This is a genomic window from Corallococcus sp. NCSPR001, from assembly GCF_017309135.1.
Classification (GTDB): Bacteria; Myxococcota; Myxococcia; order Myxococcales; family Myxococcaceae; genus Corallococcus.
In genome coordinates this window covers 609521-630784 of sequence record NZ_JAFIMS010000002.1, presented here as the reverse complement: position 1 = coordinate 630784, position 21264 = coordinate 609521, and the positions used below count along the sequence as shown (strand labels likewise).

Sequence of the window (21264 nt, the reverse complement as noted above, 5' to 3'; positions counted from 1 at the left end):
GGGAAGGTCCGTCGCGCATGAACCGCACCAAGCTGTTGCTGACCCTCGCAGGCCTGCTGTTCGTGGGCGCGCTCGCGCTCGACGCGCGCTCGTTCTTCGCGAAGGGCACCTCGCACCCGCCCATGAACGCGCCCGTCTCCGACCGGCTCCCCAACGGGCACCCGCGCCGCACCCCGGCCGTGGCCACCTCCACCGTGGACCAGACCCACACCGTCATCCAGCCGGGTGAGGCCCCCATCAACGGGGTGCTGCCCGTCGTCCTGGGCCAGCCCGCGTCCGGCAAGGCCGGCCCGGTGGAGCTCACGGGCAAGCTGTCCGGCGCGTACGTGAAGACGGGCCCGGGCGAGGCCTTCGCCGTGTTCGAGCTGTCGGCGCGCATGCCGGAGAAGGTCCAGCGCGTGCCGGTGAACCTGGCGGTGGTCATCGACCGCTCCGGCTCCATGGATGGCTCCAAGCTGACGGACGCGAAGCGCGCCGCGCAGGAGCTGGTGCGGCAACTGCGCGACGGGGACCGCCTAGCGCTGGTGCACTACGGCTCCGACGTGAAGGTGGTGCCCAGCGTGGAGATCAACGCCGCCACGCGCCGTGAGCTCTTGAGCACCATCGACGCCATCCAGGTGAACGGCGGCACGCACATGAGCGGCGGGCTGATGGCGGGCGCGGACGCGGTGCGGGCGTACGCCACGCAGTACCGGGTGACGCGCGCCATCCTGCTGAGCGACGGCGAGCCCACCGAGGGCGTGACGTCCAACGACGGCCTCTTCTCCGCGGTGGCCCGGCTGCGCGAGACGGGCATCACCGTGAGCGCGCTGGGCGTGGGCAGCGGCTTCAACGACACGCTGATGCGCGGCATGGCCGAGCGCGGCGGCGGCTTCTCCGGCTTCGTCAGCGACTCCTCGCAGCTGGCCGCCATCTTCACCCGTGAGCTGGAGCAGGCCGCCAGCACCGTCGCTCGCAACGTGAGCCTGACGCTGACCCTGCCGCCCGGGGTGAGCGGCGTGGAGGTGATGGGCCTGCCGTCCACCCGCGACGGCAACGTCGTGCGCATCCCCCTCTACGACTTGACGGGCGGCCAGTCCGCGCGCGTGGTGGCGAAGCTGACGCTGGACGCGCCCGCGAACGCGGCGGACATGAACGTGCTGGACGCGGCGGTGTCGTACGTGGACGTGGCGGCGGACCTGCCGTCGCAAGTGACGCTGGCGCTGGCCGCGAAGGTGACGGACGACGTCCAGGTGGTGCACGCGAACCTGGACCGCGACGTGCGCGTCCATGCCATCCGGGCGTTGGGGACCCAGCAGCTCCAGGCGGCCGCGGTGCAGATGCAGAGCGGCAACCGCGAGAGCGCGCTCAACCTCCTGACCAACGCGCGTAAACTGTTCGGCGCTTCGGCGTCCGCGCTCTCGGGGGAGCTTGCGGACCTGGACAGGACCCAGGCAGCCTATGGCAATGCCCGGAGTGACTCCGAGGTCCGCGAAGAGGCCCTCAACCTCAAGAAGAAGACGATGAAGAACTTCGGCCAGAGCAACAGCTACTAGTCCCCCCGCGGTCCGCGAGCACGGTGCGCCATGTCGCTCTCCATCCAACTCATCCGGCGGGAGGACTTCGAGTCGCGCTGCCTGTACGCGCTCGTGGGCGCCGGGGCCATGGCGATGGTGGCCGGCGTGGCGCGGCAGGTGCTGCGCGTCCCGGTGGAGCCGGGCTACTTCGCGCTGATGGCGGCGGCCATCACCGCGGTGAAGCCCAGGGCGGCGGAGAACCTCCTGGTGCGCGCGGGCATGGTGCTGCTGCCCGCCCTGCCCTATGTGCTGGGGCTCGGGTCGCCCTGGACACACACGGTCGCGGGCGCCATCGCCGCGGGGCTGCTGGCGTGGCGGGGCAACGGGCGTGACAGCGTGGGCACGCCGCTCCAGGTCGCGCTGTGCGCCGGGGCCGCGGCCGTCACCACCGCGCTGGGCCTGTACGTGCACCAGGTGCTGGACGCGCGCTTCCTCCCGGCGTGGGGCTACTTCCCGCTGATGGTGGACTACGCCGTGGTGGCGCTGTTCTGGAGCATCGGCACGCTGCCGGCGAACCTGGCCATGGACGTGGACGCGGTGGCCACCCGGGGCATGCGCCTGGAGGCCACGCTCACCGGCGAGGTGCGAGGCCTGGTGGCCCGCGCGCTCACGCTCTACCGCCAGTGCCAGGATGAAGCGCGCAAGCTGGCCCGGGGCCCGGGGCTGGAGAAGCTCCAGGGCGTGCTCGGGAAGCTGGCCCGCGACGCCTTCACCCTGGCCGAGTCCCACACCGAATTGGAGGCGCAGCTGGCCTCCGCGTCCCAGGGGAGCGTGGACTCGCAGGTGCAGGAGTTGAAGAAGCGCGCCCAAGACACGCAGGACGGCGTGGCCCGGCGCCAACTGGAGCGCGCCGCCGCGTCACTGGGAGAGGAGCTCAACCACCTGGATGCGCTGTCGCGCAAGCAGGAGCGCCTCTTCGCGCAGCTGCACGCCCAGGTGGCCCTGCTGGAGCGGGCCCGCGTGTGCTTCATCGGCGCCCGGGCCGCGTCCTCTCCGGGTGGCGGCGGCGACGACCAGGTCCAGGCGCTGGCGGACAAGCTCTCCGCGCTGGACCTGGAGTCCTCCGGCCCGGAGGGAAACGCGCAGGCCGCGCGGGCTCCGGCGATCCGCTCCTGAAGGCCGGGGGCGCGTCCTACTTCGCCGACGTGCGCGGGGCGGCGCGGGTGCGCTTGCGCGCCGGAGCCGCGGCCTTCTTCGCGGCGGTGACGCGCGGCGTGTGCAGCTCGCTGGCGATGCGCTGCTCAATCTCCTCGCGCGTGCGGCGGCTGACCTCCAGCGCGGCGTTGATGCGCTCGCGCACGATGTCGGCCTGAGCCTCCGCGGCGGCGCGGTACTCCGCGATGTCCCGGCGCAGCTCCAGGCGTCCCTCGCTGGGGGCGCCCGCCTTCTTCCGGGTGGCCATCTTCCGCCGCGCGGGGCGTTCCCCCGCCTGGGTCTCACTGCCCTGTTGTCCCTGTGCCTTGCGCGCCATCTGTCTGCCCCCTCGCGCGATCGCTCGCGCCTGTGGGCGGAAAGGTGGGGTGTGGACTTCCCGCACGGAAGCCCGACCCTGGGTCGGATGTAGGGCGGGCGGACAGACAATGTGCGGGCGCGGCAACAGTGGAGCTTCTCAACGCCTCCAGGAAGGCGCTAAGAGAGCCTCCATCGTTCCTGGGCCAAGGGGCCTCTTGACTGATAGCTCAGGAACTCCGCATCACCCCAAGGGCCGGGATGCGAGCAAGCCTTCGAGCCCCGCGCACCCCGGCAGCCCGGGGCCCGCGGCGGAGCGGATAGTGAGGGAATCCCCGTGGCGGTCTCTTTCCTGAACCGGAAGCACAACCTGGACCGGATGTCGTTGCGCGACCTGGTCTACTCGTTCTTCACCTACTACGCCGTCGTTGCGTACATCCTCATCGGCATCACCTGCATCGTGCTGTCGGTGAAGTGGTTCGAGGCGCCGGTGCGCATGGGCGCGGCGGTGCTGCTGGCCACGGTGGCGTACCCGTTTGGCTGGTACCTCATCCACCGGTACATCCTGCACGGGCGCTTCCTCTACAAGTCCGCGGCGACGGCGGTGACGTGGAAGCGCATCCACTTCGACCACCACCAGGACCCGCACGACCTGCGCGTGCTCTTCGGAGCGCTGCACACCACGCTGCCCACCATCGCGCTGGTGCTCACGCCCATCGGCTACCTCATCGGCGGCCGGTCCGGCGCGGCGGCGGCGCTGGGCTGGGGCATGGTGACGACGTGCTTCTACGAGTTCTGCCACTGCATCCAGCACCTCAACTACGCCCCGCAGCAGAAGTGGCTGAAGGACATCAAGCGCCTGCACATGTCCCACCACTTCCACAACGAGCAGGGCAACTACGGCATCACCAACTACTTCTGGGACCGCGTGTTCGGCACTCTGTACGAGAAGGCCTCCGACAAGCCCAAGAGCCCCACCGTCTTCAACCTGGGCTACACGGCCGAAGAGGCGGTGAAGTACCCCTGGGTGGACAAGCTCTCCGGCGGCACCCGCGGCGACGGCCACCCGCGCCGCTTCCAGCAGGCCGAAGCGCTGAGCGCAACGGAAGTCCCCAGCGAACAGCAGTCCTGAGCATCCGCTCCCGCTTCACCCCGGACCTCCCCGCGCGCTTCGCCGCCCGGGGAGGTTCTTCGTTTCCGGCGCACGTCACGCGGAGAGCGGCTGGGCCACGTCCTGCTCCTGCTCCTCGCGAAAGCGCCGGGCGGACAGGGGCGGCAGGGTGTGCACGCGCGCCACGAGGCACGCCGCGCTGCCGCCGGCCAGGTGGAACTGATCCAACCGCACGCTGACGGGCCGCCGCCCCAGGCCGCGCAGCACCGCCTCCACGCGGGGCACGCGCGCGCCGACGATGACGGTGTTGCCCACCTCCACCAGATTGAGCCCGAACGCGAGCGCGTCCTCGCGCGCGATGGGCACCACCTGCTGGATGCCCTCCGTGCGCTCCAGCATGCGCAGCGACTCCGGCGTGAAGGCCTCCGGACACACCAGCGCGGTGCCGTCGGACAGGACGGTGAGCGCGGTGTCCAGGTGGTAGAGGTACGGGTCGCACAGCTCCAGCGGCGTGACGGGCGCGGAGAGGAACGCCTCCAGCACGCCCGCGGCGCGCTGCGTGGAGCGCATGCCCCAGCCCAGGAGGGCGCCCCGGCCCGAGGGCAGCATGGCCACGTCGCCGCCTTCGATGTGCACGCGCGGCGGCTCGATGACGTCGAAGCCGCGCGCGGACAGCCACCGGGCGCGCGCGAGCTGCTCGTTGCGGCGCTGCCCGTGGCGCATGGTGGCGAGCAGGGCGCGCAGCTCGCCCTCCTGCGAGATGAGCACCGCGTTGTCCTTGGCGAACACGGAGTCGAACGCGCCGTGGACGAAGGGCAGCTCGAAGAAGCCCGCGCCTGCTTCACGCAGGGCGCGCAGGAACTCGCGGTGCTGCGTGCAGGCGCGCCGCCACGCGACGGCGCCGGGCTTCATATGCGGGTTGATGTTCCATGCGACCTGATACGCGCAGTCGCGAGAGCGGACGTGGTCCTTCTCACAGCGCACCTGACTGACGGCGAAGGTGGCGGGAGCGATGTGGCCGGTGTGCAAGGTCATCCCCATACATGTGGCCGGAAGGCACTCCCGCCTTCCGGTGATGTGAAGAGAGGGTGCGCACCATGAGCGGGCTTGGCGAGGTGGCTGGGGAAGCGGGGATGGAGGACGCACGCCTGTCCGAACGGCTTCACCGGACCCTCTTGCGTTTCAACCACGCACGACTGGCTCCGGGCTTTCCCACCGAGGGCTGGCGAGCAGCCGTGCAGGAAGAGACGCAGTTGCGGTTGCTCGAGGGTGAGTATGTGGAGGCGGAGCGACAGCGCGTGGCGGCATGGGCCGCCGAAGCACCGGAGGACGCGGACGGGTTCATCGCGTGGTTCGAGGACCTGAAGGAGTCCGGTCCCGGACAGCATGATCCGCTGTTCCCGTGGCTTGCCACGCAGGCCACGCGTGAGCAGATGGACTGGTTCCTCACGCAGGAGGTCGCGGGCGAGGCGGGCTTCGACGACCTGGTGGCGCTGACGCAGCTGCAGTTGCCCACGCGGGCGAAGCTGGAGCTGGCGCGCAACTACTGGGACGAGATGGGCCGCGGGCGCGAGGACGCGATGCACGGCCCGATGCTCGCGGAGATGGCGCAGAAGCTGGGGTTGAAGCCCACGGACGAGGGCACGGTGTGGGAAGCGCACGCGCTGGCGAACCTGCTCTGCGCGTTCGCGTTCAACCGCCGCTACACGTACCACGCGGTGGGCGCGCTGGGCATCGTGGAGGAGACGGCGCCGGGCCGCACCGCGTGCGTCAACGAGGGCCTCAAGCGTCTGGGGTTCGACATGCGCGTGCGGCGCTACTACGCACTGCACTCCACGCTGGACGTGAAGCACTCCGAGACCTGGAACAAGGAGGTCCTGCGTCCGCTGGTGGAGGCGAACCCCGCGTGCGCGCGTCCCCTGGCGGAAGGGGCGCTCTTGCGGCTGACGGCGGGCGCGCGGTGCTTCGAGCGCTACCGCCACGAGCTGGGCCTGGACCTGAAGTCGCTCAGCTGAAAGCGGCGCGGAGCCTGGCCGTCCTTCCCCCCGGGACCTTGCGCGTGTGCGCCAGGCTCGGGGGTGCGTTTCCCGAAGGACGGTCCGCCCGGGGCCGGGGATGCGCCGGAAGCAGTGCGGGCGCCAGCTTGGGGCGTTCGCGAATGCCGAGCTGGAGGCCCCGATGTCCCTGTTCCGATGCATCCCCGCCGCGCTGCTGCTCCTGACGGCGTGCGCTTCCCCGGGCACGTCCATGGAGGACGTGATGCGCCGCACCGCGCCCCTGATGCCGAAGCGGCCGGATCCGCTGACCTACGGCACCCGGCCGGAGAACCCGGTGCGGGTGGGCTGGGGCGACAAGGGCGTGATGGCGTACTTCAAGCTCTTGAGAGGCCCGCAGGGCCAGCCGGTGGCGTGGCGCCGCATGGGGGACTGCTGCGAGTTCACCGAGGTGGACGGCCAGGGCAAGTCCCAGGGCCAGCTGTCCATCTTCGAAGTGACGTACGAAGGCCTGGACACGCCGGTGGTGCTCTACGTGGACGCCTTCACCGGCGGCAACGTCTACGCGCCCTGGGGCTTCCTGCTGGAAGGCCAGGGCGACGCGCCGCCCCCGTCCGGGTTGGAGCCGGAGGTCATCGACCTGTAGGGGCCTCCAGGTCGTCTTGCTCGTGGAAGGGCCGGCCGGCGGGGATGGGGGTGCCGTCCTTCGTCGAGCGGTCCAGGCTGGAGATGGACCAGCAGTCCATGTCCTCGTCGTCATCCAGGTTCGACATCGCGTATGCGATGAAGTGCCGTGGCTTCTGCGCTCCGGCGAACCCCAGGCCCACCTTCTCGCCGTTCGGGGCGGTGGCCGGGGTCACCGGACAGCCCGAGGTCTCGAAACTCGACGGCCCGGGCCGGTCGCGCAGCTCGTACGACGTCGCCGAGACCATGGACTCCGGCTTGCGCGGGTCCAGGAGGTACATGTACCAGTTGCCCCGCCTGGGGCTGAACCCCAGCGCCTCCATGTTGTCCGTGAAGCGCTCCTGGCGCTCGAAGAACCGCCGCTGCTGCTGGAAGAGCTCGCCGAGGTAGAGCTTCACCTCGGTGGTGGCAACGGTCCGGGGCTCCGAGGCGACGAGCTTCTTCGCTTCCTCTTTCGGCGCCGTGCGGACGCCGCCCGCTCCGTCGATGGACACCAGGGTCGCCATGTCCCCCAGGAAGCAGGAAGCCTCGCGCGTGTGCTGCACGAGCGCCAGCTCCTCGCACTCACCCACGAAGAGCTCCTTGCGCGTGGCGGGGTCGAAGCCCCATGCGACGCCAATCACCTGGCGCTTGTCCGCTCCGAATGGACCGCCCATGACCTGTGCATCCGGGACGCCATCCCGGTTGGGGTCCGAGAAGGTGGCGGCATAGGAGCCCGCCTGGCATTCCTCGGCCGTCGCGGGCTTCTGGTCGCACCCGAGCACCTGCCGGATGCGGGCGAAGAAGGCCGCGTCCACCTTCGCGCGGATCAGCATTGACGGGAGCACGGTCTCCACGGTGACGGGCGGCTCGAGGCCCGCGCACGGACGCGTCCCATCCGTGACGGAGAAGCGCAGGGACAGCTCGGAGCCGTCCGCGCCCCGGGCCTGGGCGTAGGCCACGCCGTGGCGTGCGACGTCGGGAGGAACCGCCACCGTGTAGCGGCCCACCACCTCCGCCTTGCGGCCATCCTGGTCCGTCAGGGTCAGGTCCAGCGAGTCCCCCGCGCCCACGCGAAGCCACCCGCCCGACTGCCCGGGCTCCACGAACACGCTGTTCCAGCGGGGGCTCGCCGTGTCGTCCATCCGGGGCCCGATGACCACGGGCTTCGCGCCCTTGCGCTTCGTGGGCACCGCGGTGAGCTGGGGATCCGCGGGCGAGTCCACGTCCCACGGAGCACCGCCGGGCTTCGTCCGTGGAAGCGCGGCCTCCAGCGGCGCGACGAACAACTCCTTGCAGCCCCCGCGCTCCGCCGCCACCGCGGGCGTCGCCAGACACACTCCCGACAGGACTGCCATCCCCAGACGCGTCGTGTTCCCCATGGCCCTTCATTTCAGGGTCCCAGAGCACCCGTCAAACTCCTGAATCCACGAAGTCGTGGGGACTCAAGCGACCCCCTTCCGAGCGGGACCCTTCGTGCCTAGATGCAAGGGTCGACAGGAGTGTGACTTTCCCCCCGGGTGTTGACCGTCACGCTTACAACCTCCCCTCGAGCATGGGAGGTGCGGCCCTCTTGGCGCTGCGCTAAGCGTTCGATCGCTCTCCCGACGGAGGAGGAACCGTGGCGGCTGTGAAGAAGAAGCGTTGGCCGTATGTGCTGGGAGGCATCCTCGTCCTCCTGATCGCCATCGTGGCGGTGGTGCTGTGGCGCCTGGACGCCATCCTGCTGAAGACGGCGCGGGACCAGGCCGCGACGTACTCGCAGAAGCTGGGGCGCCCCATCGAGATTGGCGACGTCTCCACGAAGCTCTTTCCCTACGTGGGCGCTCGCATCCAGAACGTCAGCGTGGGCGCCGCCGAGGGCGAGGACCTGCCGCTCGCGGAGGTGAAGGACGTGACGGTGAGCGTGGCGGCGATGCCGCTGCTCACCTCCAAGGGCAAGGACATCCGCGTGCAGGACGCGGAGGTGTCCGGGCTCACCGTGAACGTCATCCGCCTGGCGGATGGCACCACCAACGTGCAGCGCCTCCAGGAGAAGCTGGCCGCGCAGCAGCCGAAGGAGGAGACGCCGGAGGAGGAGACGCAGCCCACGGACCTGTCGGGCGTGCACGTGGAGCGCGCGGCTCTCACCGACGGCGTCATCCGCTTCGTGGACCGCTCGGGCGGCGCGCAGGCGCGCGAGCTGGCGGTGAAGGACCTGGACATCGAGGTGAAGGACCTGCGCGTGGGCCAGCCGCTGAAGGTGGACCTGGCGGCGGCGGTGCTGGCGGAGAAGCAGAATTTGAAGATGACGCTCGCCGCGGCGCCGCTGCCGGCGACGCTTATCCCCACGCCGGAGCAGGTGACGCTGAAGGCGGAGCACATCGACCTGTCGCCGCTGGGGCCGTTCCTGCCCCCGGACGTGGGGCTTCAGGCGGGCACGCTGGACGCGGACTGGAAGGCGGACCTGGGCGGCGCGGTGCCCGGCGGCAAGGGCCCCACGAAGCTCGTGGGCGTCATCAAGGCGCTGGGGATGAAGTTCGCCGGCTCCGAAGGAGGCAAGGCGCTGGACGTGGTGCTCGACACGGACGTGACGGGCGACATGGCCACCGGCGACCTGGCGCTGGACAAGCTGAACCTGAACCTGGGCCCCGCGGCCATCACGGGCAAGGGCAAGGTGAAGGGGCTGCTCACGGACAAGCCCGCGGTGGAGGGGCTCGAGCTGGTGGGCCGCAACCTGGATCCGGCCGTGCTCGCCGAGTACTACCCGCCGCTGCGCAAGCAGCTCAACGGGATGATCGCCGGCCCCATTGGCCTGGACGTGCGCGGCAGTGGCACGCAGGAGGCGCAGGCCATCAACATCGCGGTGGACCTGACGCCGGTGCGGCTGCGGGTGCCGGCTCAGCTGTCCAAGGAAGCCGGCGGCGCGATGAAGCTGAACGCGAAGGTGACGGGCGCGGCGGCGAGCGGCGGCGCGCTGCGCTTCGACGCGAAGGCGGACCTGAACGGCGTGGACATGCGGCCGGGCCTGCTGGTGAACAAGGCGCCGGGGCAGCGGCTGGAGGTCGCGGCGGCGGGCACGTACGCGCCGGCGAAGACGGGCAGCGGGATGACGGTGAACGTCACCAGCATGAGCCTGGGCGCGCTGGAGGACACGGTGACGGGCACCGCCACGGTGACGCTCGCGGGCACGGGCAAGAAGGCGACGACGACCTTCAAGGCGGACGTGAAGGCCGCGAAGCTGGATGCGGAGAAGTTGTTGATGAGCGAGGAGGAGGTCCTGGCGCGCAACGGCGGCAAGCTCCCGCCGGAGCCGCCGGTGGAGGCCAACCGCTTCAACGGCTACCGGGGTGACATCCAGTTCGCCATCGCGTCGCTGCGCTACACGGCGATGGACCTGACGAACGTGACGGGCGTGGTGAAGATGGTGGACGACCTCATCACCGTGGAGAAGTTCTCGACGGGCCTCTACGGCGGCAAGGTGGTGGCGGACGGGACGACCATCCGCCTGGGGCCCGCGCCGGAGGCCCGGCCCTTCACCGCGAAGGTGCAGGTGCAGGGTCTGGAGATGGCGCAGGCGCTGGCGGCGCGCACGCCGAAGCAGGTGCTGACGGGCAAGTTCAACGGCAACGTGGACGTGCAGGGCGTGGGCTACACGCCGGACAGGCTGAAGCAGACGCTGCTGGGCGGCATCAACGGCAACCTGCTGGAGGGCACGTTCCTGGGCAAGGACCTGGTGTCGTCCGTCACGGGGCCGCTGGCCAAGGCGCTGCCCTTCGCGAAGGCGCTCAAGAGCGGCGAGGTGACGTCGCTGGGCGCGGACCTGCCCTTCAGCGTGACCATCAAGAACGGCGTGGCGCAGTTGAGCAAGCCCATCACCTGGACGCGGCCGGAGGCGGCGATGAGCTTCGACGGCGGCATCGGGCTGGACGGCACGTTGGATTTGACGGGCGGCGTGTCGCTGACGCCCGCGACCATCAAGACGCTGACGGTGGGCAAGGTCACGCCGACGGAGGCCATCCCGGTGGGGCTGAAGATCTCGGGCAAGGCGTGGAGCCCGGAGGTGACGGGCGTGGACGTGAAGCCGGCGGCGACGACCATCCTGAAGCTGGCCGGAGGGGCCGCGCTGAGCGGCGTGCTGGGTGAGAAGGGCAAGGCCGTGCAGGACATCATCACGGGCGGCCAGGACAAGGCGAAGGCCGAAGCGGAGGCGAAGCGTCAGGAGCTGGAGGCGCGCGCCAACGAGGAGAAGAAGAAGCTGGAGGACCAGGCCCGCCTCGAGCAGGAGAAGGCCAAGCAGCGCGCCGAGGAAGAGGCGAAGAAGCGCCTCAAGGGCATCTTCGGCGGGAAGTAGGCGCCGGAGAGGCCTGGCATCACTCGCGCCGCGAGGTTCCTCCGGGAGCTTCGCGGCGTGGCTGCTTCAGGGGCTGACGTCGTAAGGTGGGTGGACGATGCCGACGCTGGAGCGGATTGAAATCGCGGGGTTCAAGTCCATCAAGGAGATGGCGCTCGACCTGCGTCCCATCAACGTCCTGATTGGCGCGAACGGCGCGGGGAAGAGCAACTTCATCTCCGTGTTCACGCTGCTTCAGCGGATGAGGGAGGGGAAGCTTCAGCAGCACGTCGCGCAGGCTGGGGGCGCTGACAGCCTGCTGCATTACGGCAGGAAGCGGACGCCACTCCTCCGACTCAAGTTCACTTTTTCCGAGCAGAAGACTTCGCACCAGTTCGATCTGGCCCCCTCGGATGACGATTCCCTCATCATCACGAATGAGACCATCGCACTCCCATCCGACAGTGCTCCCCCTCCCTTCCCGCTGGCAACAGATCAGCGCCCGATGCGCGAAGCTGGCTGGGCGCTATCACACGAGTCAGTGCTTCGAGATGCATTCATCTGGCTTGAGAAGAGCGCGCGCCCGATGATGAAGCCCCTCGTCAAAGACATCAAACAATCCTTCGCCCAGCTAGGCTCTCTTTTCGGCGGACTGAAAGTCTATCATTTTCACGACACAAGCTCGAGCGCCCGCCTGAAGCAGACCCAGAACATCGATGATAACGAAGCCCTCCGCGCGGATGCTTCGAACCTTGCTGCGTTCCTTTATCTCCTCCGAGAGAAGCACTCCGACAGCTATCGCCGCATTGTGGCGACGGTCCGACTCGCGGCGCCCTACTTCGACGATTTCCGCCTTCGACCCAGCCCGCTCAATGAGCAGAAGATCCTGCTGGAGTGGTCCGAACGCGAATCCGACGACTACTTCAACGCGCATGCGCTCTCGGACGGAACACTTCGCTTCATCTGCCTCGCGACGCTCCTGCTCCAGCCTGAACTCCCACCGATGATCATCATCGACGAGCCAGAACTGGGCCTGCACCCCTATGCCATCCAACTCCTCGCCGGCATGGTGCGCAGCGCATCACAGAAGTCCCAGATCATCCTCTCCACGCAGTCCGTGACACTGGTGAATCAGTTCACCCCGGAAGACCTTGTCATCGTGGACCGACAGGACCGCGCGTCCACGTTCCACCGCCCTACCGCGGAAAAAACCGCTTCCTGGTTGGAGAGCTACAGCCTGGGAGAACTCTGGGAGAAGAACGTCCTGGGCGGTCGTCCGGGCTGAGCCATGAAGCGAGTCCTCATCCTCGTGGAAGGGCAGACCGAGGAGACCTTCGTCCGCGAAGTGCTCGCACCTCATCTGCTTCGCCTGGGGCTGGCACTCATTCCGCGTCTGGTGGTCACCAAGTACGTCAAGGAAGGCGGCAGCTTCAAAGGCGGCGTTCCCCAATACGCGCTCGTCCAGGGGGACCTGCGGCGATTGCTTGGCGATACAGGGGCAACGTGCGTGACGTCGATGCTCGACTACTACGGCCTGCCCAAGGACTTCCCAGGACTCGCGACCCGTCCCCAAGGTGACTGCTACGCGCGCGTCGACCATGTGGAGCGCGCCTTCGCAGAGGACATCGGCCATCGCCGCTTCCTGCCCCATCTGGTGCTGCACGAGTTCGAGGCGTTGCTGTTCACCGACCCCAGCCAGTGCTCCATCTCGTTTTCCACGGAGGAGATCACGAAGCTCCAGGTCATCCGGGCCAGCGCGCAATCTCCCGAGGAGATCAACGAGCATCCAGACACGGCTCCCTCCAAGCGCGTCCTGGCTGTTTCTCCCGGCTATCAGAAGACCCTGCACGGTCCCCTGGCGGTGATGAGCATCGGGCTTCCGGCCATCCGCGCCGCGTGTCCCCACTTCGCCCAGTGGCTGTCGAAGCTCGAAGCCCTCGCAAAGGAATAGGCCCGCGGCCATGTCCAACCGGCTCACGCGCATCCAGGCCGAGGGACTGCGCTCGCTGCGCGACTTCGTGCCGAGGCCCCGGCTGACAGTCCTCGTGGATCCGGAGGGCACGGTCACGCGCGACCTGGTGGCGTTCTTCACGTTGCTGCGCGAACTGACCCATGGCCGGCTTCAACAGACGCAGGTGTTGGACGCGGTGGACGGCCCCGTGACGCTGGTGCTGGGTGTGGATGGCGACGACTACAGCGTGACGCTGCGGCGCTTTCCCGACGGCCGGTGGCGCGTCGTCCAGGAGGACCTGTCCCTGCTCGCGGGGATATCGCTCCCTTTCGTCGAGTCCGACGCGCCTCGCGACGAGGCCTTTCTCTCCACCTTCCCTCCCGGCCCCACGGCCTCCTTGGGCGACGGAGAAGCCGCGTGGCTGGGGGAGATCGCCGACAGTGCCTCGCGGGCGATGAACGGCTTCCTGCGGGGCTTCCGTGTCCAGCCCGCGGAGTCCTTCGACGCGAACGTCCCGCTCCTCTTCCTGGAGGAACGGGACGTGGACCTGCCCGCGAATGCCATCTGGGACCGGGTCCAATCCGCTCGCGCGGCGTCCTCACGAATCCCTGTGCTGCTGTGCACCCCGTCGTTGGCCCTGGCGGACGCCTTCGACCTCGAAGACGTCCTGCGGGCCTGAGCGGCTACTGCCCCCCGGCGGCGCGCGTGTCCCAGCCGCCGCCAATGGGCCCGCCCCGGGGGCCGCCCGCGCCGCGCGGGTTCATGTCGTCGCGGCGCATCTGCTGGTACTGCGTCATCTGCTCCGCGCTGAGCACCTTCTGCATCTCCGCGTCGGTCTGCGTGCGCAGGTCTCGCATCTGCTGGCGCATGTCACGCCCCGGCCGGCCTCCCGCCATCGCCGACGACAGCTCCTGGCGCTTCGCGTCCTCGGCCTGCATCGCCTTCGTCAGCGTCTGCTCCTGGCTGTAGTTGAGCCCCGCGTTGCGGATGAAGTCCTTCATGCGCTGGGAGCGCTCGGTCTCCGCCTGCACGCGCATCTGGTCCACCTGCTGCTGCCACTGCTGGCGCTGCTCGGTGCGCTGCTCGTCCTGCACCGTGCGCATCAGCTCCTTCAGCGACTGCTTCGCGCTGTCGTTGCTCAGCGCCTCGCCCATCATCACGCCGCGCAGCTCCTCGCGCAGCTTCGCGACCTCCGCCTCCAGGCCCGCGGGCGGAGGACCGCCCGTGCCGGCCTGGGCCGTGCCGCCGCCCTGCTCGAAGGCCATCATGCGCCGGGACAAGAGCTGCACCGTCTCCTCCAGCGCCTTCACCCGGTTCTGGAGCGCCCGGACGTCCGCCGTCGAGTCCTGCGCGCGGGGCGCCTCCTGGACGACGGGGGCCTCCGACTTCCCAGGCCCCCACAGGGCCACCCCGAGTGCCAGCGAAGCCATCCCCACCGATGCGATGCCGAGAATGCGGTTCATGATGCTCTCCCTGACGGAGCTCCCGGCCGCGTATTCCATCCGCGCCCCCAAAGCTCTCCGCCCTGCGCCTGCATCCTCCCACCCCGCCCGCCTCCCGGGGAACCGGCCTGCGACGCGCGCCTGCCTGCCCCCCATGTCGCGAGCGTTGACCTCCTCCCGCGGGCCACGGAGAGTCCCCGGCCATGACGCTCCGTCCCATCACTGAAGTCGGCGCCGAGCTGGGTCTCGCGCCGGAAGACATCCTCCCCTGGGGCCGCGACCGCGCGAAGGTGTCGCTGGACGCCCTGGGCCGTGGCTCGCGCCAGGGCCGCATGGTGCTGGTGTCGGCCATCAACCCCACGCCCCCCGGCGAGGGCAAGACGACCATGTCCGTGGCGCTGGCCATGGGCCTGCGCAAGCGGGGCCGCAAGGCGGTGGCCGCGCTGCGTGAGCCGTCCCTGGGGCCTGTCTTCGGCGTGAAGGGCGGCGGCACTGGCGGCGGGCAGGCGAGCCTGGAGCCGGCGGCGGACATCAACCTGCACTTCACCGGCGACCTGCACGCCATCACCAGCGCGCACAACCTGCTGTCCGCGCTGGTGGACAACGCCGTGTACTACGGCCACCCGGTGGCGCTGGAGGGCACGCGGGTTCGCTGGCGCCGCGCGATGGACATGAACGACCGGTTCCTGCGCAACGTCATCGTGGGGCTGGGCGGCAAGGCGCACGGCGTGCCGCGCGAGACGTCCTTCGACATCACGGCCGCCAGCGAGGTGATGGCCATCCTCGCGCTGGCGGAGAACCTGAAGGACCTGGAGGCGCGGCTGGGGCGCATCGTGGTGGGGCAGGCGCCGGACGGCTCGCCGGTGCGCGCGAACGACGTGAACGCGGCGGCGTCCATGGTGGCGCTGCTCAAGGACGCGCTGATGCCCAACCTCGCCCAGACGCGCGAGGGCGGCCCGGCCATCGTCCACGCGGGGCCGTTCGGCAACATCGCGCACGGGTGTTCGTCGGTGGTGGGCACGCGGCTGGCGCTCGCGTACGCGGACGAGGTGGTGACAGAGGCAGGCTTCGGCTTCGACCTGGGCGCGGAGAAGTTCCTGGACATCAAGTGCCGGAGCGCGGGCGTGTGGCCCCGGGGCGTGATGCTGGTGGTGACGCTGCGGGCGCTGAAGCACCACGGCGGCGCGGTGGCGGCGAAGGTCGCGGATCCGGACCGCGAAGCGCTCCTGAAGGGCTTCAACCACCTGGAGAAGCACCTGGAGTCGGTGGCGGCGTTCGGCCTGCCGGCGGTGCTGTGCGTGAACCGGTTCCCGCAGGACACGGAGAGCGAGCTGGACGAGCTGCGGGCGTTCGCGAAGGCGAGGGGCGTGGGCATCGCCGTCTGCGACGGGTTCGGCAAGGGCGGCGAGGGTTCGCTGGAGCTGGCGGACACGGTGCTCGCGATGCTGGACGCGACGGACGCGGCGCCGCCGAAGCCGCGCTTCCTCTACGAGCTGGAGCAGACGCCGGAGGAGAAGATCCGCGCCATCGCGCGCACGGTGTACGGCGCGGACGATGTGGCCTTCACGCCGGGGGCGCGTAAGGACCTGGAGACGGCGCGAGCGCTGGGAGGCGCAGGGCTGCCGGTGTGCATGGCGAAGACACACCTGTCCCTGTCGGACGACCCGGCGAAGACAGGCCGGCCCCGAGGCTTCACGTTGACGGTGCGAGAGGTGCGCCTGTCCGCGGGAGCCGGCTTCCTGGTGGCGCTGACCGGAGAGCTGCTCACGATGCCGGGCCTGCCGCGCGAGCCCGCCGCCCGCCGCGTCACGGTCCACCCGGACGGCAGCATCACGGGCCTGATGCAGGGCGAGTGACGTCAGGGGTAGGGCCTAGGGTCTCCCGTCTTCTCTCGACGGGAGAGCCCGCCCCTGCCCCACTCCAAGCGCACCAAACCATCCCCCCATCATCTTGACGGAATATCATCCAGGAATGATATTCCGTCCCACGGGATTGAAGTCTTCGGAACCGATGAGTTCCGTGACTGGTTCCTTGCTCTCGACGAGGTGACGGCGCGGTCCGTGGACCACGGGGTGGAGCTTCTGGCCGCGAAGGGGGTCGCACTTGGGTTCCCGTACAGCAGCCAGCTCAAGGGGTCTTCCCAGCCGCTCCGGGAGCTTCGCATCCAGTCCGGAGGGCATCCCATCCGGGTCTTCTACGCCTTCGACCCTGAGCGCAACGCGGTCCTGCTCCTGGGAGGCGACAAGACCGCAGACAAGCGCTTCTACGAGCGGATGATCCCCCAGGCGGAGAAGATCTGGCTGCAGTACCTCTGGGAGAGGGCCGCCGGACTTCACGACGATTCGAAGAACGAGCGCGAGGAGACGGAGTCATGAAGCTCCACAGCTGGAAGGGAATGCGCCGGGAGAAGTTCACGGCAGCGCAACTCAAGGAGCAGGACGAGCGCGTCCGCAAAGAGCTCCTGGAGATGAGCCTGCGGGAGGTGCGCGAGTTCGCGGGGCTGACACAGACGCAGCTCGCCGAACGGATGGGCATCTCCCAGGGGCAGCTCTCCCAGACCGAGGCACGGGATGACCACCGGCTCTCCACGCTCCGGCGCGCCGTGGAGGCCATGGGCGGAGAAATCGAGGTCTCCGCCGTCTTCGGCGACAAGCGGATCATCCTCAAGGGCGTCTGACGCACGACGGGCCGCCCCGGTGTTCCGGAGCGGCCCGTGGGCCCTGCTGGATGCCTTCGCGGACGGCTAGACGCGGAAGGTGGTGGACAGCTCCTGGAGCTTGCCCAGGGAGGTGTTGATCTGCCCCACCGCCTGCTCGGCGTTGCTCGTGGCCATCACCACGTCGCTCATCATCTCCGACAGCTGCGTCACCACTTCCGTCATCTGCGTGATGCCCGCGTTCTGCTGCGTCACCGAGGCGACGATCTGCCGCGCTGCCTGGCTGCTCTCCTGCACCACCTGCGTGATGTCCTTCAGCGTCGTCGCGGACGAGAGCACCTGCTCGATGCCCTCCTCCATCTTCTGGCTGTCCTCCTCCGCGATGCCCACCGTCTCGCGGATGGCCTGGTTGATCTCCAGGAGGATCTTCCCGATGCGCTGCGTGCTCTGCAGCGACTGGCTGGAGAGCGCCCGCATCTCCTTGGCCACCACCGCGAAGCCCCGGCCCTCTTCACCGGCCCGCGCCGCCTCGATGGCCGCGTTCAACGCGAGCACGTTCGACTGGTCCGCCAGGTCCTTCACGCTGCCGATGATTTCACCCGCGTGCACCGCCTGCTCGGACAGCACGCCGATGCTCCCCACCAGCGCGCCCACCCGCGCGCGGATCTGCTGCAACCCCTCCGCGCTGCGCTCGATGGAGACCTGCCCGGAGGCGCTGTACGCGTCCGCCTGCGCCGCCACCTTCAACACCATCTCCGCGCGGCTGGCCGCCATGCCGGACGTCTGGGCGATCTCCGCGATGGTGGAGCTGGCCTCCGTGAGGCTGCGCGACTGGCTGGTCAGGAAGTTGAGCTGCTCGTGGCTCGCCGCGTTCAGCCGCGCCGCCGCCGCCGTCAGCTCCGTCACCACCGAGTGCAGCGTGTTGGGCACCGAGCCCAGCCGCGTCATCAGCGACTGGATGCTGCGCGCCAGCTCGCCCACCTCGTCCTGCGCGCTCGTGTCGATGGCCAGCGACAGGTCACCCTCCCGCACGATGCGCGTCGCCGTGGCCGTCAGCCGGGCCAGGGGCGTCGTCACCTCGCGCAAGAGCCACACCGTGGCCACCGCGAGCGCCACGATGCACGCCACCGCCAGCACCAGCACCCACGTCAGCGTCATGCCGTGCAGCGAGGACACCTCCATGAAGGTCTCGCGCTGCGACGCCTCCTGCTGCGCCGTCACGGACTCCAGGCCGTCGTGCACCGTCCGGTAGGCGGGCTCCAGCTTCGCGAGCGCGGCCTCCGCGGCCGTGTCATTGCGCGCCGCCAGCGCCACCACCTGCGACGCCTCCTTCCAGTAGCGCGTGAAGGCCGCCTGCAGCGCCTCCACCTTCGGGACATCCACGTCCGGATACGCGCGCAGCGCCGTGAGCCCCTTCTGGAGCCCCTCCATCTGCGCGTCCAGCGTCTCCTGCTTCACCGCGTTCAGCGCCACCGCGTCGACGATGTCCTGGTGCAGCGCGGCGAACCCGGCGCGAGCCGTCTGCGCCTGGCTCACCGAAGGCGCCAGGCTGGAGCCGATGCGCTCCGACGCATTCCGCGTGCGCGCGCCCAGCACCACCGTCACCGCCACGATGGCCACCAGGAACACCGCCGCCACCGTCGGCAGCACCATCATCTTCTGCTTGAGCCGCATCGCCATCACGCACCCCCTCGCGCGCCCATGTCACCCATCCCGATGAAGCGCGGCCGTACTCCCGCGCCGGGCCTGCTGCGCCAGCTCATTGTCGCTCATCCTTCCGCGGCCCCCACGGGCTCTCCCGGGGGCCGGGGCTCCGTCAGGACTCGTAGGATAGACAACACCTCTCCCCCTGACTCAAGCCCGCGTCCCTTGAATTGTCTCAGAAACGGGTCGGCATTGCCCCTCAGGGTCATGCGGGACACTTCACCCTGTCAGGTGGGACTCGTGGCGAAGGACGCCGCACGTCAGCCGTGGAGGGCTGGCGTGACCACCCTGGCGCGATCATTCCAAGCCCACCGGCATGGCTTCACTGGCGGTGACGCCATCCCGGGTGCGGCCAAGCAGGCGCCAGGCCGGCCGCTCAGCGGGTGGGCTGTGGGAGGAAGGGCGCCACCTCGCGGTGGCAGACGTCGTCGCACTCGGAGAAGCGGACGAGGAACGCCGCGTGGCTCGCGCACTTCTTGGGCCAGCGCGAGGCGCCGCCGTCCGCCAGGCACAGCAGGCGGAACTCGTCGCGGGTGTCCGTGAAGAGGGCTTCACGCTGCGAGGGGGACATGGCGTCCAGCGCGCGGTTCTCCCCGCCCTGGAGCCAGATGAAGACGCCCACCATCGACACGAAGACGAGGGTGAGCCAGGTGCCCTTGCGCAGCCAGATGCTGGGCGGTGGAGCCAGCTCCTTCGCGAAGATGTTCTTGTCGTCGCCCCCCGCGTCCGGAGGCGTCCCTTCGTTGCCCATGGGCTCCCTTCCATCCATGGCGCGTGCCAGCCGCACGGCCCAAGCCGCAGCAGACACCAGCCCGTTCCACGTTGCACCTTGCAACCGCCATCCGGGGCACACCGTGCCGGATGCGATGCGCGCACCGTGACTTGCGCCGCCCGGCATCCGACAGACGGGCCCGGCACACGGCGTGCTCTTAGACTGTGACCATGGAAGTGCGTGCCAGTGCCGAGGCCACCGAGCGCCCCATGCGGGTGCTCGTGGTGGACGACGAGCGAAACATCCGCCACACCCTGCGCGTGTGCCTGGAAGGCCTGGGCTGCGAGGTGCGCGAGGCCGCCACGCCGGAGGCCGCGCTCGCGGCGCTCGCCCAGGGCCCGGCGGACCTGGCGTTCGTGGACCTGCGCCTGGGCAACGCGTCCGGGCTGGAGCTGCTGCCCCGCCTGCTCGCCGAGTCCCCCGCGCTGGACGTCATCCTCATCACCGCCTACGCGACGTTCGACACGGCCGTGGAGGCGGTGAAGCGTGGCGCGCGCGACTACCTGCCCAAGCCGTTCACCCCCGCGCAGATCCGCCACGTCCTGGAGCGCGCGAAGGCGCAGCGGGAGCTGACTTCACACCTGGGGGACCTGGAGGGGCAGCTCGCGCAGGCGGTGCCGGAGGCCACGCTGGAGACGGCGTCGCCCGCCATGCACGCGGCCATCGGGTTCATCCAGCGCGCGGCCACGTCGGACGCCTCGGTGCTGCTGCGCGGGGAGAGCGGCACGGGCAAGGGGGTGCTCGCGCGGGCGCTGCATTCGATGAGCGCGCGGCGCAAGCGGCCGTTCGTCACCATCAACTGCCCCACCCTGTCCGAACAACTGCTGGCGAGCGAGCTGTTCGGCCACGCGCGCGGCGCCTTCACGGGCGCGGTGAAGGACCAGCCGGGGCGCGTGGAGCAGGCGGAAGGGGGCACGCTCTTCCTGGATGAAGTGGCGGAGATGAGCCCCGCGCTCCAGGCGCAGCTGTTGCGCTTCCTGCAGGAGAAGCAGTTCGAACGGCTGGGCGAGGCCCGCACGCGCAAGGCGGACGTGCGCGTGGTGGCGGCCACGCACCGCGACCTGGAGAAGGACGTGGCGGAGGGACGCTTCCGCGAGGACCTGATGTACCGGTTGAACGTCCTGGAGCTGAAGCTCCCTTCATTGCGCGAGCGGCCGGAGGACCTGCTCCCGCTGGCGCGCCGCTTCATCGCCTTCTTCGCGAAGGCCGCGCAGCGTCCGGCGCCGGAGCTGTCACCCGCCACGGAGGCGATGCTGCGGGCCTACCCCTGGCCGGGCAACGTGCGCGAGCTGCGCAACGCGCTGGAGCGGGCGCTCATCGTGGGCGCGTCGGGCGTGGTGGAGCCGCAGGCGTTCCCGGAGCGCATCGCGTCCGCGGTGGGGCCGGGGGTGACGCTGGGCGGGCCGCACACGCTGGAAGCGGTGGAGCGCGAACACATCCTGCGGGTGATGGCCTCCGTGCCGACGCTGGATGAAGCGGCCCGGCTGCTCGGCATCGACGCGTCCACGCTGTGGCGCAAGCGCAAGAAGTACGAAGCGGAGACGTGACGCACCTGGGCTTGTGCTCCAGTGCATGCAGGCCCGGCACTGGCGGCCGGGGCGTGCAGGGGCGCTCGTCCTGGAGAGTGGATTGCGTCCTTGCGCGCGCGTGCGAA

Annotated in this window: 19 protein-coding genes; 13 read left to right on the top strand and 6 right to left on the bottom strand. The window is 69.8% G+C overall.

The genetic code is table 11. The annotated features are described in order from the left end of the window. Positions 1–17 precede the first annotated feature (17 nt). Both JYJ93_RS04550 and JYJ93_RS04545 read left to right on the top strand, forming a co-directional pair. Positions 18–1535 carry a VWA domain-containing protein gene (locus JYJ93_RS04550; RefSeq protein ID WP_206786821.1) on the top strand — a complete coding sequence of 506 codons (1518 nt, stop codon included), beginning with the start codon at positions 18–20 and terminating at the stop codon, positions 1533–1535. A gap of 30 nt (positions 1536–1565) precedes the next feature. Then, positions 1566–2672: a hypothetical protein gene (locus JYJ93_RS04545; RefSeq protein WP_206786820.1), complete on the top strand. Its 1107-nt coding sequence runs from the start codon at positions 1566–1568 to the stop codon at positions 2670–2672. A 16-nt stretch (positions 2673–2688) separates the two neighbouring features. Here JYJ93_RS04545 and JYJ93_RS04540 read toward each other — a convergent pair whose 3' ends face one another. Further along, the gene (locus tag JYJ93_RS04540) at positions 2689–3027 is read right to left on the bottom strand and encodes a hypothetical protein (protein WP_242543666.1); all 339 of its coding nucleotides are present in this window, start codon (positions 3025–3027) and stop codon (positions 2689–2691) included. 357 nt (positions 3028–3384) lie between these two features. Here JYJ93_RS04540 and JYJ93_RS04535 point away from each other — a divergent pair, with 357 nt between their 5' ends. Then, positions 3385–4137 (top strand): sterol desaturase family protein, encoded by a 753-nt coding sequence (locus JYJ93_RS04535; protein WP_206800089.1) that lies wholly within the window; start codon positions 3385–3387, stop codon positions 4135–4137. Between the two features lie 75 nt (positions 4138–4212). Here the strand turns inward: JYJ93_RS04535 and JYJ93_RS04530 are convergent, their stop codons facing one another. Beyond that, the gene (locus JYJ93_RS04530) at positions 4213–5151 is read right to left on the bottom strand and encodes an arginine deiminase-related protein (RefSeq protein ID WP_206786818.1); all 939 of its coding nucleotides are present in this window, start codon (positions 5149–5151) and stop codon (positions 4213–4215) included. Between the two features lie 62 nt (positions 5152–5213). Here JYJ93_RS04530 and JYJ93_RS04525 point away from each other — a divergent pair, with 62 nt between their 5' ends. Together JYJ93_RS04525 and JYJ93_RS04520 are read left to right on the top strand one after the other, a co-directional pair. Next, positions 5214–6131, top strand: coding sequence for an iron-containing redox enzyme family protein (locus JYJ93_RS04525; protein WP_206786817.1), 918 nt, complete (start codon positions 5214–5216; stop codon positions 6129–6131). 163 nt (positions 6132–6294) lie between these two features. Beyond that, positions 6295–6756 carry a fibril protein gene (locus tag JYJ93_RS04520; RefSeq protein ID WP_206786815.1) on the top strand — a complete coding sequence of 154 codons (462 nt, stop codon included), beginning with the start codon at positions 6295–6297 and terminating at the stop codon, positions 6754–6756. On the opposite strand, the gene JYJ93_RS04515 is transcribed toward JYJ93_RS04520, so the two are convergent. Next, complete coding sequence (locus JYJ93_RS04515; protein WP_206786813.1) at positions 6743–8155, bottom strand: hypothetical protein; 1413 nt, start codon at positions 8153–8155, stop codon at positions 6743–6745. The two genes, JYJ93_RS04520 and JYJ93_RS04515, sit on opposite strands and share 14 nt — an antisense overlap. A 239-nt stretch (positions 8156–8394) precedes the next feature. Here JYJ93_RS04515 and JYJ93_RS04510 point away from each other — a divergent pair, with 239 nt between their 5' ends. From JYJ93_RS04510 to JYJ93_RS04495, 4 genes are all read left to right on the top strand, one after another. Next, positions 8395–11106, top strand: coding sequence for an AsmA family protein (locus JYJ93_RS04510; RefSeq protein WP_206786811.1), 2712 nt, complete (start codon positions 8395–8397; stop codon positions 11104–11106). A 97-nt stretch (positions 11107–11203) separates the two neighbouring features. Beyond that, positions 11204–12370 (top strand): AAA family ATPase, encoded by a 1167-nt coding sequence (locus tag JYJ93_RS04505; RefSeq protein WP_206786810.1) that lies wholly within the window; start codon positions 11204–11206, stop codon positions 12368–12370. Between the two features lie 3 nt (positions 12371–12373). Next, positions 12374–13036 carry a DUF4276 family protein gene (locus JYJ93_RS04500; RefSeq protein ID WP_206786809.1) on the top strand — a complete coding sequence of 221 codons (663 nt, stop codon included), beginning with the start codon at positions 12374–12376 and terminating at the stop codon, positions 13034–13036. A 10-nt stretch (positions 13037–13046) separates the two neighbouring features. Next, positions 13047–13715 carry a hypothetical protein gene (locus tag JYJ93_RS04495; RefSeq protein WP_206786808.1) on the top strand — a complete coding sequence of 223 codons (669 nt, stop codon included), beginning with the start codon at positions 13047–13049 and terminating at the stop codon, positions 13713–13715. Positions 13716–13719: 4 nt separating this feature from the next. Here the strand turns inward: JYJ93_RS04495 and JYJ93_RS04490 are convergent, their stop codons facing one another. After that, entirely contained in the window at positions 13720–14499 is a 780-nt protein-coding gene (locus JYJ93_RS04490) for a hypothetical protein (RefSeq protein ID WP_206786807.1), read from the bottom strand. 182 nt (positions 14500–14681) lie between these two features. Between JYJ93_RS04490 and JYJ93_RS04485 the strand changes: the two genes are divergently transcribed. The 3 genes from JYJ93_RS04485 to JYJ93_RS04475 are packed head-to-tail and all read left to right on the top strand — an operon-like array spanning position 14682 to position 17155. Next, positions 14682–16334, top strand: coding sequence for a formate--tetrahydrofolate ligase (locus tag JYJ93_RS04485; protein WP_206786805.1), 1653 nt, complete (start codon positions 14682–14684; stop codon positions 16332–16334). 54 nt (positions 16335–16388) lie between these two features. After that, positions 16389–16853 (top strand): type II toxin-antitoxin system RelE/ParE family toxin, encoded by a 465-nt coding sequence (locus JYJ93_RS40525; protein ID WP_277989506.1) that lies wholly within the window; start codon positions 16389–16391, stop codon positions 16851–16853. After that, a complete protein-coding gene (locus tag JYJ93_RS04475) occupies positions 16850–17155 on the top strand; it encodes a helix-turn-helix domain-containing protein (RefSeq protein ID WP_242543665.1) in 306 nt (101 codons plus the stop codon). The genes JYJ93_RS40525 and JYJ93_RS04475 overlap by 4 nt, the downstream gene beginning before the upstream one ends. 66 nt (positions 17156–17221) lie before the next feature. Here JYJ93_RS04475 and JYJ93_RS04470 read toward each other — a convergent pair whose 3' ends face one another. Continuing rightward, a complete protein-coding gene (locus JYJ93_RS04470; RefSeq protein ID WP_206786803.1) occupies positions 17222–18814 on the bottom strand; it encodes a methyl-accepting chemotaxis protein in 1593 nt (530 codons plus the stop codon). 400 nt (positions 18815–19214) lie between these two features. Continuing rightward, on the bottom strand, positions 19215–19589 hold the full coding sequence (locus JYJ93_RS04465) for a hypothetical protein (RefSeq protein WP_206786801.1): 375 nt from the start codon (positions 19587–19589) through the stop codon (positions 19215–19217). A gap of 230 nt (positions 19590–19819) precedes the next feature. Here JYJ93_RS04465 and JYJ93_RS04460 point away from each other — a divergent pair, with 230 nt between their 5' ends. Then, positions 19820–21157, top strand: coding sequence for a sigma-54 dependent transcriptional regulator (locus JYJ93_RS04460; protein ID WP_206800086.1), 1338 nt, complete (start codon positions 19820–19822; stop codon positions 21155–21157). Positions 21158–21264 lie beyond the last annotated feature (107 nt).

Bases quoted from the DNA above. Each gene is read 5' to 3' on its own strand.
- JYJ93_RS04550 (WP_206786821.1), top strand. From the start codon at position 18: ATGAACCGCACCAAGCTGTTGCTGACCCTCGCAGGCCTGCTGTTCGTG.
- JYJ93_RS04545 (WP_206786820.1), top strand. From the start codon at position 1,566: ATGTCGCTCTCCATCCAACTCATCCGGCGGGAGGACTTCGAGTCGCGC.
- JYJ93_RS04540 (WP_242543666.1), bottom strand. From the start codon at position 3,027: ATGGCGCGCAAGGCACAGGGACAACAGGGCAGTGAGACCCAGGCGGGG.
- JYJ93_RS04535 (WP_206800089.1), top strand. From the start codon at position 3,385: ATGTCGTTGCGCGACCTGGTCTACTCGTTCTTCACCTACTACGCCGTC.
- JYJ93_RS04530 (WP_206786818.1), bottom strand. From the start codon at position 5,151: ATGACCTTGCACACCGGCCACATCGCTCCCGCCACCTTCGCCGTCAGT.
- JYJ93_RS04525 (WP_206786817.1), top strand. From the start codon at position 5,214: ATGAGCGGGCTTGGCGAGGTGGCTGGGGAAGCGGGGATGGAGGACGCA.
- JYJ93_RS04520 (WP_206786815.1), top strand. From the start codon at position 6,295: ATGTCCCTGTTCCGATGCATCCCCGCCGCGCTGCTGCTCCTGACGGCG.
- JYJ93_RS04515 (WP_206786813.1), bottom strand. From the start codon at position 8,155: ATGGGGAACACGACGCGTCTGGGGATGGCAGTCCTGTCGGGAGTGTGT.
- JYJ93_RS04505 (WP_206786810.1), top strand. From the start codon at position 11,204: ATGCCGACGCTGGAGCGGATTGAAATCGCGGGGTTCAAGTCCATCAAG.
- JYJ93_RS04500 (WP_206786809.1), top strand. From the start codon at position 12,374: ATGAAGCGAGTCCTCATCCTCGTGGAAGGGCAGACCGAGGAGACCTTC.
- JYJ93_RS04495 (WP_206786808.1), top strand. From the start codon at position 13,047: ATGTCCAACCGGCTCACGCGCATCCAGGCCGAGGGACTGCGCTCGCTG.
- JYJ93_RS04490 (WP_206786807.1), bottom strand. From the start codon at position 14,499: ATGAACCGCATTCTCGGCATCGCATCGGTGGGGATGGCTTCGCTGGCA.
- JYJ93_RS04485 (WP_206786805.1), top strand. From the start codon at position 14,682: ATGACGCTCCGTCCCATCACTGAAGTCGGCGCCGAGCTGGGTCTCGCG.
- JYJ93_RS04475 (WP_242543665.1), top strand. From the start codon at position 16,850: ATGAAGCTCCACAGCTGGAAGGGAATGCGCCGGGAGAAGTTCACGGCA.
- JYJ93_RS04470 (WP_206786803.1), bottom strand. From the start codon at position 18,814: ATGGCGATGCGGCTCAAGCAGAAGATGATGGTGCTGCCGACGGTGGCG.
- JYJ93_RS04465 (WP_206786801.1), bottom strand. From the start codon at position 19,589: ATGGGCAACGAAGGGACGCCTCCGGACGCGGGGGGCGACGACAAGAAC.
- JYJ93_RS04460 (WP_206800086.1), top strand. From the start codon at position 19,820: ATGCGGGTGCTCGTGGTGGACGACGAGCGAAACATCCGCCACACCCTG.